The sequence below is a fragment of the Massilia solisilvae genome (assembly GCF_024753215.1).
In the GTDB taxonomy this organism is placed as follows: Bacteria; Pseudomonadota; Gammaproteobacteria; order Burkholderiales; family Burkholderiaceae_D; genus Telluria; species Telluria solisilvae.
Map to the genome: position 1 here is coordinate 1 of NZ_JANUGV010000014.1, position 16,805 is coordinate 16,805.

Here is a 16,805-nt window from a genome sequence, read left to right on the forward strand (position 1 = left end):
GGCTGACGTACAGCGGCGTAAATTATGACTACGACCGCCAGTATGACGCGAACGGATCCGTGCTCCGCGTGCGCTACCCGCTTGAAAGTACTTGGCTCGAGTATTCGCCCAATGCGCTGGGTGAAGCACGACAGATCAGCAATTACGCAACGGCAATCACCTATCACCCGAACGGCGCCGTCACGTCGTTCCGCTACGGAAACGGCATCGCGCACTCAATGAGCACGAACCGGCGCGGCTTGCCCGAGTGGTCGGTCGACGCGGGCGTGATGCAGGACCGGTACACGTACGACGGAAACGGCAACGTACGGTCGATCGAAGACTGGCAAGAAGGCATCAACAACCGTGGGCTTGAGTACGACAACCTGAACCGGCTGGTGCACGTCAACGACGCCGGTGTCTGGGGTGACGCCTGGTACACCTACGACGCGCTCGACAATCTGACATCGAGCCGGATTACGGCGGGGCCAAACGCCCGCTCCCTCACCCACACGATCAACCCGACGACCAACCTGCTCGACAGCATCATGAACAGCGCGGGGGGCACCTACAACCTGGCCTTCAAGTACGACGACCTGGGCAACGTGAAGCAGCGCGGCACCCAGATGTTCACGTTCGACCTTGGCAACCGACTGGCGAGCGCGAGCGGCAAGGGCACCTATGCGTACGACGGGCTCGGCCACCGCGTCAGCGCGGTCGGGACCGACGGCGTGAACTGGATCCACGTGTACAGCCAGGAGGGCAAGCTGCTGCTTGTGAAGCGAAGCGGCGCTGCGGCCGGCATCAAATACATTTACCTGGGTAACCACATTATTGCCGAGGTTGGCGGTACGGTGCAGTACGACCACACCGACGGTCTCGGTAGCCCAGTCGCTTACACCGATAGCGCAGGCAGGCTACTCGGCCGCACGCGCTATGAGCCATACGGCGCCACGGCGGCAGGATTGACGCCGGCCATCGGTTACACAGGCCACGTGAACGCGCCGGAGCTTGAGCTGGTCTATATGCAGCAGAGGTACTACGATCCCATCGCGGGTCGTTTTATCAGCTCTGATCCTGTTTCTCCAGATCTAAAAGATGGGCGCGGGTTTAACCGTTATGCCTACGCAGTAGGGAACCCTTATGGATACGTTGATGGTGACGGGCGAGAAGAGCAAGCCGTCCAGGAAGCTGTTCAATTAGACAAACGCGATGAACAGCTTGCTGCGCAGCTTAGAAAAAGTGGCGAGCAGTGCCAAGTTAACTGCACGCTAATCGTCTACGGACGGCCGGGATCCACTTACGACCCCAATGACGTACGTGGAAGCTTCAATTCGAAAGGGCAAAGTTCTTCATATGCACCGGAGAATTACGACCCTACGAAAGCAGCGGCGGTTCTACTTGGCATCGCAACCGTCGTTAGCGGCCCAGAGACACCATTCCTTGACTTGGTGTCGGGCTTTCGGCTCGTATTCAAGACAAGCCATTATGCGTCTCGCTTGGAGCGAGCTGGCTTGGACGTCGCTCGGACGGAACGGCTGGTGGGGCAGGAAGTGCGCTCGTTTGCAAAAGACCTCGCCCCGAACGCAGACGCCGTTGGTAGGATACGACTAAAAGAAATGACCATTGAATACAGGGCGCGCCTTATTCCGGGCGATGTAGTTAACATCGGGACTATTTTTCCAGTCAAATGAGATGAAAACAAGAGAACTCTCAAACAACGAGCGCGCTATCATTGAACGAGTAGCAGCAAAGTTGCCGGCAACGGACCGCGATGCGTTGATTAATGAAATGAACGGAGCCACTGTAGTGGAAGAAAGCGGAGACGGCGGAAGAGTCGTATTCGCGCTTCAAAATTACGTCCGCCCAGCCTATCTCGGCCAGCATTCTTATGGTGTCGAAGGCAAGATGCGCGACGCCGATGGGACAGAGATCAGCGTCATACTATATGCTGACGAGAACAACCGCTTGCTTGAGCTTGAGCTCCTCCGGTGGGGCGAAGGCAACTTGCAAGCTCCGAACTTTGGGACTCTCAAGTTTTACTAAACTTGTGGAGTTGAAGTACGCTCCCCAAATGGGGCCCAGCTCGGCTGGCCTTGGGGATATGAACCGCCCCGGATTTGGTGGAGGCTCCAACTTTTGAGAGAATGGAGCTATGAACAAGAAGCCAAACAAATTAACACCGGAAGTCCGGGAGCGCGGTCCGACTGGTACGGGAGCAGCGTAGTGAGCATCCATCGCTGTGGGCGGCAGTGGAGTCAATTGCAGCGCATGATAAATGATTGGCGAATGCCTCGGCCGGTGCTCGCCAACCGAGAGCTTTCCGCGGACGATTGTTGAGTGCTGTCGTCACTGCAGCGAGGTCTGGAGCACTGTATCGCGCAAAATCAGTCCCCTTGGGAAAATATTGTCGAAGTAGCCCATTCGTGTTTTCGTTCGTTCCGCGTTGCCAAGGGCTACGTGGTTCACAAAAGTAGATCTGCATTCCGGTAGCATCTTTTACTTGAACATGCTGTGCCATCTCGGCGCCCTGGTCCCACGTCAATGATTTGCGCATCATCGGCGGTAGCGCCAACATCGTATCCGTAATAGCCTTCTTGACTGCCTCGGCCCCATGGCCTGCCAAAGCAGGGCCATTCTTTTCCCGGACTGTGCCGTGCTCAGCCATTCGAGGTAGGTGCAGGAGCATCGTAAAGCGCGTGCTGCGTTCGACAAGCGTTCCGATTGCTGAGCTTTCAAGCCCAATAATCAAGTCGCCTTCCAAGTGGCCTGGCGTGGCTCGAGCCTCTACTTCTTTCGGTCTTTGATCGATCAGTACGTCGGGTGTGACGAAGTGTTTGCCGCGCGCCGTGACCCGAGCTCGAGGGACACGCAGTAGCCGGACACTGCCAGCGCGCCGGCTGCGAAGAAGATCAGTTATGGCTACGACGCGCTCAACAGATTGCGCACGACCACCTTTGGCGACGGCAGCCCTTCCATCAGCCGCACCTATACACCTGACGGCCTGCTCGCGACGATCACGTCGAATGGTTCGACCTGGACCAATACGTATAACCGCCGCCGTCTGAACGAAAAGGAAAGGCTGACGTACGGCGGCGTAAATTATGACTACGACCGCCAATATGACGCGAACGGATCCGTGCTCCGCGTCCGCTACCCGCTTGATAGCACCTGGCTCGACTATTCGCCCAATGCGCTAGGTGAAGCACGGCAGATCGGCAATTACGCTACTGCCATCACCTACCACCCGAACGGCGCCGTCACGTCGTTCCGCTACGGTAACGGCATCGCGCACTCAATGAGCACGAACAGGCGCGGCCTGCCCGAGTGGTCGGTCGACGCGGGCGTGCTGCAGGACCGGTACACGTACGACGCTAACGGCAATGTGCGGTCGATCGAAGACTGGCAAGAAGGCATCACCAACCGCGGACTCGAATACGACAACCTGAACCGGCTGGTGCATGTCAACGATGCCCCTGTCTGGGGCGATGCCTGGTACACCTACGACGCGCTCGACAATTTGACATCGAGCCGGATCACGGCAGGGCCGAACGCGCGCACCCTCACCCACACCATCAACCCGACGACCAACCTGCTCGACAGCATCACGAACAGCGCGGGGGGCACCTACAACCTGGCCTTCAAGTACGACGACCTGGGCAACGTGAAGCAGCGCGGCACCCAGACGTTCACGTTCGACCTTGGCAACCGACTGGCGAGCGCGAGCGGCAAGGGCACCTACGTGTACGACGGGCTCGGCCACCGCGTCAGCGCGGTCGGGACCGACGGCGTGAACTGGATCCACGTGTACAGCCAGGAGGGCCAGCTGCTGTTTGTGAAGCCGACCGTTTCCGCTATCGGCACCAAATACATTTACCTGGGCAACCACATCATTGCCGAGGTTGGGGGTACGGTGCAGTACGACCACACCGACGGTCTGGGCAGCCCGGTTGCATACACCGATAGCGCAGGCAGGCTACTCGGCCGGACGCGCTATGAGCCGTATGGCGCCACGGCAGCGGGATTGACGCCGGCCATTGGTTACACCGGGCACGTGAACGCACCGGAGCTTGGGCTGGTCTATATGCAGCAGAGGTACTTTGATCCGGTAGCGGGGCACTTCTTGAGCATTGATCCGGTGGTGACGGATGCGAATACCGGCGGCAGTTTCAACCGCTACGCTTACGCCAATAACAGCCCCTACAAATACATTGATCCAGATGGAAGAGACGCGCGTGACGACCAAATTGCCGCCGATTTGAAAAAAATCCATGACAATTTTTGTAATGGCCAATGTTCCGGCGGTGTATCGTCAGCGTTGTTCAAATTGAACCCGCAACAAGTAGCGTTTGATGTGCGTGCAATACAGCGCGGTGCGCAAACAGCGCTTGGCGTCACAGTGAACAGCGTCATGTACCGGGGGGCGGGTTAGGCTCAGGCCCTGCGGCCGTTTGGAATACTCTAAAGCTTGCCGGTGCGCTTAAAGCTGCTGGCGTTCCTTTTCACACAACGAAGTCCCCTCTTCCTTAACGACAGCCGAGGCGACGGGCATATTGCATGGACTATCTTACGAAAATTCGCGAAGAGTTGGCTGCACGAGGATACGCACCGATCTCTGGGGCGCCAGTTGCTACCTCTGGTGACGTCTGGCTCCGACATAAATCGAGCACGACAGGTGTGAACCATGTTCTCTACTTGAGTTACAAACCAAATGCAAGGGCATACGGAATTCATGCCGGCGTGTTTGACCCGTTTGTCCACGCCGAAATTCGCTCTCGACTTGACTTGTTTGCCCCATACATTGAGCAGAATTACCTAACTTCTCCGTTTCTCATCAATCGGCCATGCTGGAACCTCTTTGATGCAGGCCGAGCCTTGAAGTGGGGGACTCTCTACGTAATCCCCACGCCACGAGATCCTCTCACTTGGACAACTCAGCTCGATTCTCTCTTTTCAGACTTTCTTGAGCCAGCCATTCTTTCAATATCCGATGCCACTGGCATCATGGAGCTCTTGCTCCGCAATAGCCCTCCATTTGAGTGGTTCTTGACCAATCCCGTGTTCCGTATCGCCGAGATCGCCGGGTTGGCAAAGATTGCTGGAGCTAATGCCAGCTTATTGAGAAGTCGGATAGATACTTTCGCCGAGACGAGTGCGCGCAGGATACCCGCGGGCCGGTATAGTCGAGCAGTCGACTTAATATTCGAGCAGCTATTCTATTGATCTGTACGATTCGAGAACCTAAAGGCAGCCAGATTCCGACGGACGACAAAGCTGTGCATCCCCTTCCGTCTGGTGCATGTCAACGCACTGGAGGCACGGCAGATCGGCAATTACGCCACCGCCATCACGTCATTGCTGAGGCGCGTGGGAACTCGGTTCAGTACGACCACACGGACGGCCTCGGCAGCCCGATTGCTTACACGTACAGCGCCGGCAGGCTACTCAACCGCACTCGCTATGAACCGTATGGCGCCACCGCGGCGGGCATGACGCCGGCCATTGCTTACACGGGCCACGTGAACGCGCCGGAGCTTGGGCTGGTCTATATGCAGCAGAGGTACTACGATCCAATTGCCGCGCGGTTCATAAGTAATGACCCAGTATTAACGGATACTGACGGGGGTAATGGGGTAAATCGGTTTGCTTATGCGAAAAATAATCCCTACTCATACCTTGATCCCAACGGTAGAAATGCAGTTTTAGCAGCGGCATTTGCGACCGGAACCGTACTGGTGTTGGCGGCGTATGAGTATGCCTCGGATCCGAAAGCTAGGGCGGCCATCAACAAAGCGATAACGAACGCGATACGAAGCGAACAGAACGATACCCCGAAAAGCGCCCCGAAAGCTGAGGACAGTAACCGCAAGACAGACAGCAATAGCTCAGCGCCAAGTGTGCCGTCTGGCTTGGTCGGGGTTCAGGACAACAAGAGCCGACAAAGAGGTAACCAGCATGTCAGCGTTCCTCTTGACCCGAGCAAAGGCGGGACTGGCGACGCGAACAAAGACTTTGACCATCTAACCGGGGGCTCAAGTAAGCCGCGCCTGAGGGAAGTGGTTACCCACCAGGAACTCTGATCGGTGAAAACGGTATCGCGATCCAGCCTGGGAAAGAAGGTGGCAGCGAAGGAAGTCGCATAGACATTCCGGCAAAAGATGACAAACCGCACGAAACCTTACACTATTAAATGATGACTACTCTTTCCTTTCGGTGCCCTTCAACTTTTTCACCAATCGAATGGCTGAAAGGCGGTATTGAGCTTGTAACGTTCCAGTGCGCTGCGCACGGCAAGCCTATAGCGCTAACTCTATGGGGCGAACAAAAGTGGGGGCTAAAAATCAGCTCTGCAATGCACGACGTGGCAGAACGAATCGAAGTCGGGGTCTTGGTGTTCGAATTGGTCGCCGAGAAAAATGCACAAGACCTTTCCCTTCGCGTGCCCGACAGTTTCAAGCGAAGTCATCTTGTGGAGAAGTTACTTATCGATGTGGATGGGGTTACTGCCGAGTCTGGCGTCCTGATCTCGACCGCTAACGGTGACGTGCTCGTTGCAGTGGCAGGCGCATACCCCTACACAGTCACTTTTTTCGCCACTGGCCTGCCCGGTAATTTCGAGCCCGAATATCCGTTAGAGAAATACCGACGCACCAAGTATGTTGGTTGAACGGTTTTCATCTCTTCAACGGAAATTGGGGTGACTACGCTCAGGCGCAACGACCTCGTGGAATGCTCTAAAGCTTACCGCCGGCGGGACGACATCGTAAACCATCAAGTTCGCGTTCGACGAGGAGCCGTGCTCGACGCCGGAGACCAATACGATCTCGTTGCAGCGCCTCTTATCCCGGCCCGGCTGCGCCCGGGCCACGCAACATCCCCAACTTTTCGCAGTCCAAGGCTCTGAAATCGATTCGGAGTCGTCATGGCAGACGCGACCATCAACGCCAGGCGGCGGATCTACCGCCACCGCTGGCCAGTGCGTATCATGCACTGGACAAACGCGATCTGCTTTTTCGTCATGTTGATGAGCGGGCTGGGCATCTTCAACGCCCATCCCAGCCTCTACTGGGGCCGCGAGTCCGACTTCGACGCGCCGCTGCTCTCGATTACCGCCGAACGCGGCGCAGACGGCCAGCCGCACGGCGTGGTGCTGGCGGGCGGCCACCGCTTTGGCACCGATGGCGTGCTGGGGGCTTCTCGGGTCGGCGGCAGCGGTGACAAGGTTCAGCGCGCATTCCCCTCGTGGGCAACGATCCCCGGCCCGCAATACCTGGCGACGGCGCGCAACTGGCACCTGTTCTTCGCGTGGGTCTTCGTCATCAATGGCCTCGCCTACGTCGGCTATTCGCTCGCCAGCGGCCACCTGCGGCGCGACCTGGTACCGACACGGCGCGAACTGCGCGGCATCGGCGCGTCGATTCGCGACCACCTGCGCCTGCGCCATCCGCATGGCGAGGCGGCGCGGCGCTACAACGTGCTGCAGAACCTGGCCTACCTGCTGGTCATCTTTGTCGTGCTGCCGCTGATCGTGGTGGCGGGGCTGGCGATGTCGCCGCGCCTGGACACATTGTTCGGCGCCGGCTGGGTGGACCTGCTCGGCGGCCGGCAGTCGGCGCGCACGCTGCACTTCATCGCCGCGTTCACGCTGCTCGCCTTCCTTGTGGTGCACTTGTTCGAGGTCGCCGTCACCGGTCTGTGGAACAACCTGCGTTCGATGATCACGGGTACCTACGAGCTGCGTGACGAGGCATCGCCGTGAGCACGCCGCGCCGCCAGTTCCTGCGCCTGGCCGCCGGGATGCTCGCCGGCGGTGCGCTAGCGGGTTGCGACCGCTTGTCCGACAACGCATCGTTCACCGGCTTCCTGCGCCGCGCACAGTACCTGAGCCGCTGGGCACAAGACCTGCTGACCGGGCCGGATGCGATGGCGCAGGAATTCAGCGAGGATGACATCACCTCCGACTTTCGCAGCAACGGCACGTCGATGCCGGACAGCGCGCTGTACCGGGAACTGGCCAACGCTGGTTTCCGCGACTGGGCATTGGAAGTGGATGGGATGGTGCGCCAGCCGCTGATACTCAGCCTGGCGCAACTGAAGGCGCTGCCGTCGCGCACGCAAATCACGCGGCACGACTGCGTGGAGGGCTGGAGCGCGATCGCCAAGTGGACCGGCGTGCCGCTGTCGCGCGTGCTCGACCTGGCCGGCCCCTTGCCCCAAGCGCGCTTTGTCGTGTTCCACTGCGCCGACCCAATGGATGGCTCGGACCGCACGGCGCCGCAGTCCACCTACTACGAGAGCCTGGACCTGCGCGAGGCGCGGCATGCGCAGACCATCCTTGCCTACGGCCTGAACGACGCGCCCCTGCCGGTGGCGAACGGCGCCCCGCTGCGCCTGCGGGTCGAGCGGCAGCTCGGCTACAAGCACGCCAAGTACCTGATGCGCATCGCGCTGGTGGACAGGCTCGACGGTATCCGCGGCGGCAAGGGCGGGTACTGGGAAGACCTCGGGTACGAGTGGTACGCCGGGATTTGAGTCCTTGGCCAGCCCTACCATGGTAGCATCGCGCCAACACGAATACGGAACAGGATTCCCATGAAACTGCGCTTGCTGCACTCCCTCCCGCTGGCCGCCGCGCTGCTGGCGCCACTGGCCGCGCTGGCCGAACCGACCGCGATCTACCTGGTCCGCCATGCCGAGAAGGCGGACGCCACCAAGGACCCCGAACTGACGGCCGAGGGCCAGCAACGGGCTCGCAACATTGCGACGATCCTGCGCCACGCCGGCATCACCCATGTGTTCAGCACGCCCTTCGTGCGCACCCGCGCGACGGCGCAGCCGCTGGCGCAGCGCAACGCGCTGGCTATGGAAACCTACGATCCGCGCGCGCCGAAGGCGCTGGTGGACAAGGTGAAGTCGCTCAACGGCGCGGTGCTGGTGGTCGGACATTCCAACACCGTGCCCGAGCTGGTGCGCCTGTTCGGCGGTACGCCGGGCGCCGACATCGCGGACGACGAATACGACCGGCTGTACCAGCTGGTGCCGGCAGCGGACGGCGCGGTGGCGACGGTGTTGCTCACCTCGCTACCGTCGAACCGCTAGGCCCGGTTTTCTCACCGAAACTCACATCCCGCAGGAGCCTTACTAGAAGTTAGCGCATCGCTGCGCGCAGCGGTAACAGCCGTGCTAACATCCGCTGACGGGCTGCGCCACGCCGCGGCCGGCCACACGCCACTGGAGGACATCCGATGGACCACCACGTCACGCTGTTCCATTCGCCCCGCTCGCGCTCGCGCGGCGTGCGCGCCCTGCTCGAGGAGCTTGGCGCCAGCTACGACCTGCACGTGCTGGACATGAACAAGAACCAGCAGCGCGAGCCTACCTACCTGGCGGTCAACCCGATGGGCAAGGTGCCCGCGATCCGGCACGGCGACGCGATCGTAACCGAGCAGCCGGCGATCTTCCTGTACCTGGCCGACCTGTACGCCAGCGCCGGGCTGGCGCCGGCCATCGGCGACCCGCTGCGCGGCCCCTACCTGCGCTGGACGGTGTTCTACGGTTCATGCTTCGAGCCGGCCGTGATTGACCGTTCGATGCAGCGCGAGGGCGGCCAGCGCAGCACCAGCCCATACGGCGACTACGACACGATGCTGGGCGCGCTGACCGGGCAACTGCGCAGCGGCCCCTGGCTGCTGGGCGAGCGTTTCACCGCGGCCGACGTGCTGTGGGGCAGCGCGCTGGCCTGGACCACCGCCTTCAAGCTGGTGCCGGACCTGCCCGAAATCGGCGAATACATCCGCCGCGTCAACAGCCGCCCGGCCATTGCCCGCGCGCGCGAACTGGACGAGGCGCTGGCAAGGTCGCTGGGCTGAGGCCAGCGGCATGTTGCATGACCCTTTCAACGCAGTGAACCAAGCATGAAAGAGACGATCTTCCTGAGCATCGCGTCCTACCTCGACCCGATGCTGTTTTTCACCCTGAACGATGCCGTGGCCAAGGCCAGCCATCCCGAACGACTGGCATTCGCCGTGGTGGACCAGAACACGGAGGACCAGCGCGCGGCCATTGCGGCGTTGCCGTTCGCGCGCCAGGTGCGCTACGTCCACCTGCACCCCGAGGACACGCTGGGCGTGTCGTGGGCACGCAGCGTCGCATTCTCGCTGTACGACGGCGAGGACTACCTGCTGCAGATCGACTCGCACATGCTGTTCGAGCAGGGCTGGGACAGCAAGCTGCTGGCGCAGCACGCCAAACTGCGGCTGCGCTCGGCCAAGCCGGTGGTCAGCACCTACCCGTACCGCTTCGACTTCGTGGACGGCGTGCCGCAGCCGATGAAAAACGAGGGCCGCACCGCGCTGGTGCTGCGCCCGCATCCGGAAAAAAGCCCGTCCGCCGACGACGCGGTGCTGCGCTTCATGGCGCGCCACTTGTTCACCGACGAGCCGGTGCTGGGCTGCCATGTTTCTGCCGGCTTCCTGTTCGCGGCCGGCGCCTTCGTCGAGGAAGTGCCGTACGACCCTTACCTGTACTTCCATGGCGAGGAGCAAAGCCTGGCCGTGCGCGCGTTCACCCGCGGCTGGGACATTTTTCATCCGCTGCTCATTCCCGTGTACCACTTGTACAAGAGCGAGGGCACGGCCTACACCACCCACCACTGGCATGGCGAATGCGAAGCGCGGCGCGCGTTCCGTTCCAGCTACCTGCAGGAACGCGCCAAGCAGCGCCTGAACCGCCTGCTGATGGGCGACGGCCTGCCGGGCGCCTATGGCCTGGGCAATGTGCGCACCATGCAGCAGTTCCGCGAACTGTCCGGCATCGACTACGCCAACCAGACCATCACGGACCCCTTCGACGGCAAGCTGTGCTGACCGGCCGGCTGCCCCGCCGGCTGCCTGCGCGCAGCACGCGCCGAACTCGCCCCACCCTGCTCAGTCAAACGAGTCATCGTTGAACCGGCGACGCCCGCGGCGTTGCTTGCAGGGGGGCTAGCATGCGCTCGCTAAACGAAACGCCGGCCGATCCCGCGCTGGCCAGTGCGAAGCCGTCGCCATGGCGCAAAGGTGATGCGCGTCCATTGCTGTCGCTTGTCGTACCGTTCTACAACGAGGCCGACGTGGTCGAAGTCTTCTTCGGCCAGGTGATCCCCGAACTGGAACGCATTGCCGACATCCGTTTCGAGGTGCTGTGCGTGAACGACGGCAGCGCCGACGCCACGCTCGACAAGCTGGTGGCAATCGCGCAGCAGGACCCGCGCGTGCGCGTGGTGGACCTGACGCGCAACTTCGGCAAGGAGGCTGCGCTGTCGGCCGCCATCGACGAGGCGCGCGGCGACCTGATCGTGCCGTTCGACGCCGACTTGCAAGATCCGCCCTCGGTGATCGCCGCGCTGGTCGAGAAATGGCGCGAGGGCTACGACGTGGTGCTGGCCCGGCGCCGCAACCGCGATGCCGACTCCGCGCTCAAGAAATTGACCGCGCGCTGGTTCTACCGCATGCACAACGCGGTGGCGGACCTGCAGATCCCCGAGAACGTGGGCGACTTCCGCCTGTTCACGCGCGAGGTGGGCGAGGCGCTCAAGCGGCTGCCGGAATGCCGCCGCTTCATGAAAGGCTTGTTCGCGTGGGTTGGCTTTCGCACCGCGGTGGTGGAATACGCGCGTGCGCCGCGTGCGGCGGGTGAGAGCAAGTTTTCGGGCTGGAAGCTGTGGAACTTCGCGGTCGAAGGCTTCACCAGCTTTTCCACGCTGCCGCTGCGGGTGTGGACCTACGTGGGCGTGGCGGTGGCCTTCTTCGCCCTGTGCCGCGCGGCGTGGCTGGTGCTGCGCACCCTGCTCTACGGCGTGGACGTACCCGGCTATGCCTCGCTCGCCACCGCCATCCTGCTGCTGGGGGGCATTCAGCTGATCGGCATTGGCGTGCTCGGCGAATACGTGGGACGAATCTACCTCGAATCAAAGAAGCGGCCGGTGTACCTGATCCGGCGCCGCTACGAGCAGCGGGCCGCGAATGCCTGAACATGTCGCCCTGCCCCGCTTCGTGCTGTACGCGGCGGCCGGCGCGGTCGGCACGGCGGGGCATTACGCGGTGCTGGCCGCGCTGGTTTGGGCAGCCTGGCTGGCGCCGGACCTGGCATCGATGTGCGGCGCGCTGGTCGGCGCGGGCATCAACTTCCTGCTCAACGCGCGCCTGACCTTCCGCCGCCGGGCCACGCTGACGGCGGCGTGGCGGTTCGGCGTCACGGCGCTTGCCGCCGCCGCGGCCAACGGCCTGGCCATGGCGCTGCTCACGCGCGGGCTGCGCGTGCCGTGGCTGGCTGCGCAGGTGCTCGTGACCGCGCTGCTCCTGACTCTAACCTTTCTGGTGAATTCGCGATGGACCTTCCGCTCCAACCCAAGGTAGATGCGTCGCTGCCGCTGCGCGTGAAACGCTGGCCGCTGGACGAGGTGCTCGACGAGCGTTACCCGCTCACGCCGCGGCAATACTGGACACTCTGCGCCGCCGCATGCGCGATCGCGCTGCTGGTGCGGCTGCCCGCGCTGGCCAGCCGTTCGCTCTGGCTGGACGAGGCTTACAGCGCCTGGTTCTCGGCGGTGCCGCTGCACGAGCTGTGGACCCGGGTGCCGCTGTACGAAACCCATCCACCGTTCTACTACACCCTGCTCAAGGGCTGGCGCCTCCTTGCCGGTTCCAGCGAAGCCGGCCTGCGCTCGCTGTCGGTGCTGGCGAGCCTGGCCACCGTGCTGTTCATGGCGCTCGCGCCGCGCCTGGCGCGACTGGGGCCGCTGGCCGAGCGCGTGGGGCTGCTGGGCGCCCTGTTCCTTGCCCTGAACGCGGGCAACGTGCAGTTCGCGCAGGACGCCCGGCCCTACGCAATGCAAACGCTCACCGCCGCGGTCGCGATCTTCTGCTCGTTCATGCTGCTGCACGAAAGCCGCGCCGGCTTCTCGCGCCGCGCATGGACATGGGCTGGGCTGCTGGCAGTATCGGCCGGGCTCACGCTGTGGCTGCACAACACCGGCATCTTTGTCGCATTCGGCATCTGGACCGGGTTGGCGTGCGCGCTGACGCGGCAGGCGCCGCAGCGGCGCGGACAGCAGCTGGCAATCGTCGGCGCCGCCGGGCTGGGCGCGTTCCTGATCTGGCTGCCGTTCCTGCCGATGTTCCTCAAGCAGGGCGAAGGGGTGTCGCAACTGGCCTACTGGATCAAGTTCACGCCGTCGGGGCTGCCCTCGGCCTGGGTGCTGGCCGCCGGCGGCAAGGCGATCAAGGCGCCGGCGGTGCTGCTCGGGCTGGCCGGCATCTACTGGCTGTGGCAACGGCGGCGCGACCTGGCCTGGCACCTGGTGCTGCTGTTCGCGGTGGCCCCGCTCACGATGGCGGCCTACAGCTACTTCATCAAGCCGATCTTCCTGGCCCGGCTGTTCGAGTGGCTGGCGCCGCTGATGATGGCCACCATGGCGCTGGGCGCGTTTGCGCTGCGCCCGCCGCTGCGCAAGCTGGCCATCGCCATCACGCTTGCGGCGATGAGCTGGGCCACCTACCGGTACTACTTCAAGATCATGGAGAACTGGCGCGAGATGGTGACCATGATCGCGGCGCGCGCACAGCCGGGCGACCTCGTGATCGCCTTTCCCAACGAGGTGCAGCCGTCGATCGACTACTACCTGGCGCGCACGCACATGGCGGCCGAGATCGTGTACCTGCCGCGGCCATTTCCCGCGCCCGGCATGGACCGGCGCTACGTGGGCAACCTGGGCGCGCCGGCCGTGGACCTGCCCGACGTCGAGCGCGTGCGCGCGATCGTGCCGCATTACCGCCGCATCTGGCTGATCGAGCGCCGGCCCGACCTGTACGATCCGTCCGAGTCGGTAGCGCAGGAGATCGAGCGGCGTTTCGCGCCGGTGGAAGTGTTCGAGGACATCGGCGCCCAGATCACGCTGTTCGTGCCGCGCCAGCAGGTCGCGCACGGCACGCAGCCGCGCCACTACGGGCCGGTGGCGGAATTCAAGGCGCAGCAGGCGCGGCGCCTGCGCGAAGAGTCAGCGACGGTGGAACCGCGCCAGCCGTGAGTCTGCAGCAACGACGTGCTGTCGGACAATCGTTGCTGACGAGCGATTTGAAAGCCTGCGATGACCAATATCAACTTGCCCGGATGACCAGCATGGCACTGTTTCGTGTGCACATCTTTCAATCCGAAAGAAATCCACATGAACTTTCCCAGCTTGGCCGGCCTGGTGCCCGATCTCACCCAATCGAACCGCCCGATCCGTCTGCGCCTGTCACCACGAAATCGAAAGCTTAATGATGTCTTGCTGGTCAAGCATGTCACCGGACAGGAGGCCGTCTGCGGCGGCCTCGAATACCGCCTGCTCTGCTTGTCCACAGAGGTTGGCCTTCCACTGAAGGAGTTCATTGCTCAGCCGATAGAGCTGCAGTTCGTCACGGACCGAGGCCGGTTGCGTTTAGTTTGCGGAATTGTGGCCCAAGCGTCCGCTGGCGAAAGCGACGGTGGCGTGGCAACGTACCAACTGACCGTGCGCGACGCCCTGGCGCTCATGGACCAACGGGTCAATACGCGCATCTTCCGCAATCTGAACGAGATCGACATTTCGGTGGCGATGATTCGGGAATGGCGAACCGTCAATTCCATCCTGGGCCAAACCTTCGACATCGACATGTCAGGTGTCACCAAATCCTATCCTGCACGTGAATTCACCAAGCAGCACAACGAGTCGGACGCGTCCTTCCTGCGCCGCTTGTGGAAACGACGAGGCATCAGCTGGTTCTTCCGTCCAGGAAAGCCCACTGAACCCGACAGCTCCGTCACAGCCTCGCACACCTTGGTGCTCTTCGATTCGCCTCAAACACTATCGAGGAATGCCGCTGGCACGGTGCGGTTTCATCGGGATGCGGGCACCGAGACACGCGATGGCGTAATCAGTTGGAGTGCGGTGCGTACCCTGAAACCTGGAAGCATTACGAGACAAAGTTGGGATTATCGGCGGAGCCGCATGATGTTCATCCAGCGGCCCACTATCCTCAAGCAAGGTGAAAAAGGAAACCAATTCGCGCTCAGCCTGGACGATCACCAGATTGAGACCCCGCACATTGGTGACAATGATGAGGATTTCCAAACGCTTGGCGACCTGCGGATCGAGCGGCACGAATACGAAGCAAAGTGCTTTCACGCTGAAAGCGGTGTGCGCGACTTGTGCGTGGGGGAATGGTTCCGGTTCGACGATCACCCCGACATTGACACCCATCCAGACGAAGAGCGCGAATTCGTCGTAACGGAACTGTCTCTGGCCGCGGAGAACAACCTTCCCAAAGACGTTGATGAACGCGCGCGACGCCTGTTTGTCGCCAATGCCTGGGATCAGGACGCGGCCTTGGACGCACTGGAACGCGCAAGCGGCGCTCGCGACGTCAAATACACCAACCGTTTTGCCTGCGTGCGGCGCGGCATACCGATTGTCCCCGCTTATGATCCGCGCACTGACCTGCCGCGCGTCCAACTGGAGTCCGCGATTGTGGTTGGCCCGCAGGACGAAGAGGTTCATTGCGATGAACTTGGACGAATCAAGATTCGCTTCCCGGGGACCCGCGACGAGGACCACACCAATGGCGCCGGCGCTAGCAACACCGATCGCGATTCGGCGTGGGTACGCGTCGCCAGCCATTGGGCGAGCGCGCGCTGGGGAAGTATCAGCTTGCCGCGCGTCGGGGACGAGGTACTGGTCGACTATTTGGGCGGTGACCCGGACAAACCCATTGTCGTGGGCCGCGTCTACGGTGGCAGAGCACTGCCACCAGCCTTTAGCCACACGGGTCAGCTACCCGACAACCGCTTCCTTGCCGGGATTAAAAGCAAGGAAGTACAAGGCATGCGCTACAACCAGTTGCGACTTGACGACACGCCCGGACAGATCAGCGCGCAGCTCGCCAGCGAGCATGGACACAGTCAGCTGAATCTCGGATGGCTGACACATCCGCGGCGCGATGGGAAGGGCGAGCCGCGGGGCGAGGGAGCCGAACTACGCAGCGATAAGTCCGTTGTACTCCGCGCGGCCCACCTGATGCTTTTGACCACCCAGGCGATGCTTGGCGCGACAGGAAAACAGCTGGAACGCGAACCACTACAGGCGCTGCTGGAAGGCTCCGAGGGACTGCTGAGGGAACTGGGAGAGTTGGCCAGGCAGCACCAAGCCATGGCGGTAGATCCGGTGCCGCACCAGCAGCTATCGGACGCGCTGAGCCACGCTGAGCAAGGCAGCAATACGCAACGTGAGGAAGCAGGGACCGCTGTCGCGCCGCTGATCGCTCAATACGCCGAAGGTGGCTTTGTCACTGCGACCCCCAACTCCTCCGTCAACTACAGCGGACGCCAACAAAATATCCTGGCACAGCAGCATATCCAAGCGGTTGCGGGGCAAGGTGTGAACATCAATGCCGGTAAGGGCATCTCGCTGTTTGCGCATCAGGACGGCATGAAGCACATTGCGCGCGCCGGCAAACTCGATATCCAGGCGCAGCAGGACAGTATCGGCATTGCGGCGGACCGCGATGTGACGATCACTGCGAGCCAGGGCGACATCGTGATTGCAGCAAAGACGAGCCTAACGCTGCTGTGCGGCGGCGCCTACATCAAGATCGGAAACGGGAAGATCGAACACGGTTGCGCCGGCGATTTCACGGTCAAGGCAGGAGCGCACAAGTGGGATGGCCCAGCATCGCAAGAAGCGGATCTTCCGTTCTTCCCCGCCGCTGATCACACCAACTGGTTGAAGCTCGACCTGGACGGCTATCAAGGCGTGCCCATGGCTGGTGTGC

Annotated in this window: 14 protein-coding genes and 1 pseudogene; 14 read left to right on the top strand and 1 reads right to left on the bottom strand. The window is 62.0% G+C overall.

Going from position 1 to position 16,805, the window contains the following annotated elements; translation table 11 throughout:
• Together NX773_RS23265 and NX773_RS23270 are read left to right on the top strand one after the other, a co-directional pair.
• The coding region (locus NX773_RS23265; protein WP_258858614.1) for an RHS repeat domain-containing protein at positions 1-1,673 on the top strand (1,673 nt) is incomplete at its 5' end.
• 1 nt (position 1,674) lies between these two features.
• Complete coding sequence (locus NX773_RS23270; protein WP_258858615.1) at positions 1,675-2,025, top strand: DUF6984 family protein; 351 nt, start codon at positions 1,675-1,677, stop codon at positions 2,023-2,025.
• Between the two features lie 229 nt (positions 2,026-2,254).
• Here NX773_RS23270 and NX773_RS23275 read toward each other — a convergent pair.
• Positions 2,255-2,899 (bottom strand): annotated as a pseudogene (locus NX773_RS23275) (IS30 family transposase); the annotation flags it as partial.
• A 21-nt stretch (positions 2,900-2,920) separates the two neighbouring features.
• Here NX773_RS23275 and NX773_RS23280 point away from each other — a divergent pair.
• The 12 genes from NX773_RS23280 to NX773_RS23335 form a co-directional block, all read left to right on the top strand.
• Complete coding sequence (locus NX773_RS23280; protein WP_258858616.1) at positions 2,921-4,411, top strand: RHS repeat-associated core domain-containing protein; 1,491 nt, start codon at positions 2,921-2,923, stop codon at positions 4,409-4,411.
• 787 nt (positions 4,412-5,198) lie between these two features.
• Positions 5,199-6,059 carry an RHS repeat-associated core domain-containing protein gene (locus NX773_RS23285; protein WP_258858617.1) on the top strand — a complete coding sequence of 287 codons (861 nt, stop codon included), beginning with the start codon at positions 5,199-5,201 and terminating at the stop codon, positions 6,057-6,059.
• Between the two features lie 110 nt (positions 6,060-6,169).
• Positions 6,170-6,646: a hypothetical protein gene (locus NX773_RS23290; RefSeq protein ID WP_258858618.1), complete on the top strand. Its 477-nt coding sequence runs from the start codon at positions 6,170-6,172 to the stop codon at positions 6,644-6,646.
• 255 nt (positions 6,647-6,901) lie between these two features.
• A complete protein-coding gene (locus NX773_RS23295) occupies positions 6,902-7,738 on the top strand; it encodes a cytochrome b/b6 domain-containing protein (protein WP_258858619.1) in 837 nt (278 codons plus the stop codon).
• A complete protein-coding gene (locus tag NX773_RS23300; RefSeq protein WP_258858620.1) occupies positions 7,735-8,511 on the top strand; it encodes a molybdopterin-binding protein in 777 nt (258 codons plus the stop codon). Before NX773_RS23295 ends, NX773_RS23300 begins: the two co-directional genes overlap by 4 nt.
• Positions 8,512-8,571: 60 nt before the next feature.
• Entirely contained in the window at positions 8,572-9,078 is a 507-nt protein-coding gene (locus NX773_RS23305) for a SixA phosphatase family protein (RefSeq protein WP_258858621.1), read from the top strand.
• 146 nt (positions 9,079-9,224) lie between these two features.
• On the top strand, positions 9,225-9,848 hold the full coding sequence (locus NX773_RS23310) for a glutathione S-transferase family protein (RefSeq protein WP_258858622.1): 624 nt from the start codon (positions 9,225-9,227) through the stop codon (positions 9,846-9,848).
• 45 nt (positions 9,849-9,893) lie between these two features.
• On the top strand, positions 9,894-10,844 hold the full coding sequence (locus NX773_RS23315; protein ID WP_258858623.1) for a GlcNAc-transferase family protein: 951 nt from the start codon (positions 9,894-9,896) through the stop codon (positions 10,842-10,844).
• Between the two features lie 122 nt (positions 10,845-10,966).
• Positions 10,967-11,989, top strand: coding sequence for a glycosyltransferase family 2 protein (locus NX773_RS23320; protein ID WP_258858624.1), 1,023 nt, complete (start codon positions 10,967-10,969; stop codon positions 11,987-11,989).
• The gene (locus tag NX773_RS23325; protein WP_258858625.1) at positions 11,982-12,374 is read left to right on the top strand and encodes a GtrA family protein; all 393 of its coding nucleotides are present in this window, start codon (positions 11,982-11,984) and stop codon (positions 12,372-12,374) included. The genes NX773_RS23320 and NX773_RS23325 overlap by 8 nt, the downstream gene beginning before the upstream one ends.
• Positions 12,347-14,044, top strand: coding sequence for a glycosyltransferase family 39 protein (locus NX773_RS23330; RefSeq protein WP_258858626.1), 1,698 nt, complete (start codon positions 12,347-12,349; stop codon positions 14,042-14,044). Before NX773_RS23325 ends, NX773_RS23330 begins: the two co-directional genes overlap by 28 nt.
• A 138-nt stretch (positions 14,045-14,182) precedes the next feature.
• On the top strand, positions 14,183-16,805 hold a 2,623-nt coding region (locus NX773_RS23335; RefSeq protein WP_258858627.1), incomplete at its 3' end, for a type VI secretion system Vgr family protein.

Coding starts and splice junctions, on each gene's coding strand:
- NX773_RS23270 (WP_258858615.1), top strand. CDS start 1,675: ATGAAAACAAGAGAACTCTCAAACAACGAGCGCGCTATCATTGAACGA.
- NX773_RS23320 (WP_258858624.1), top strand. CDS start 10,967: ATGCGCTCGCTAAACGAAACGCCGGCCGATCCCGCGCTGGCCAGTGCG.
- NX773_RS23315 (WP_258858623.1), top strand. CDS start 9,894: ATGAAAGAGACGATCTTCCTGAGCATCGCGTCCTACCTCGACCCGATG.
- NX773_RS23310 (WP_258858622.1), top strand. CDS start 9,225: ATGGACCACCACGTCACGCTGTTCCATTCGCCCCGCTCGCGCTCGCGC.
- NX773_RS23325 (WP_258858625.1), top strand. CDS start 11,982: ATGCCTGAACATGTCGCCCTGCCCCGCTTCGTGCTGTACGCGGCGGCC.
- NX773_RS23330 (WP_258858626.1), top strand. CDS start 12,347: ATGGACCTTCCGCTCCAACCCAAGGTAGATGCGTCGCTGCCGCTGCGC.
- NX773_RS23305 (WP_258858621.1), top strand. CDS start 8,572: ATGAAACTGCGCTTGCTGCACTCCCTCCCGCTGGCCGCCGCGCTGCTG.
- NX773_RS23295 (WP_258858619.1), top strand. CDS start 6,902: ATGGCAGACGCGACCATCAACGCCAGGCGGCGGATCTACCGCCACCGC.
- NX773_RS23290 (WP_258858618.1), top strand. CDS start 6,170: ATGATGACTACTCTTTCCTTTCGGTGCCCTTCAACTTTTTCACCAATC.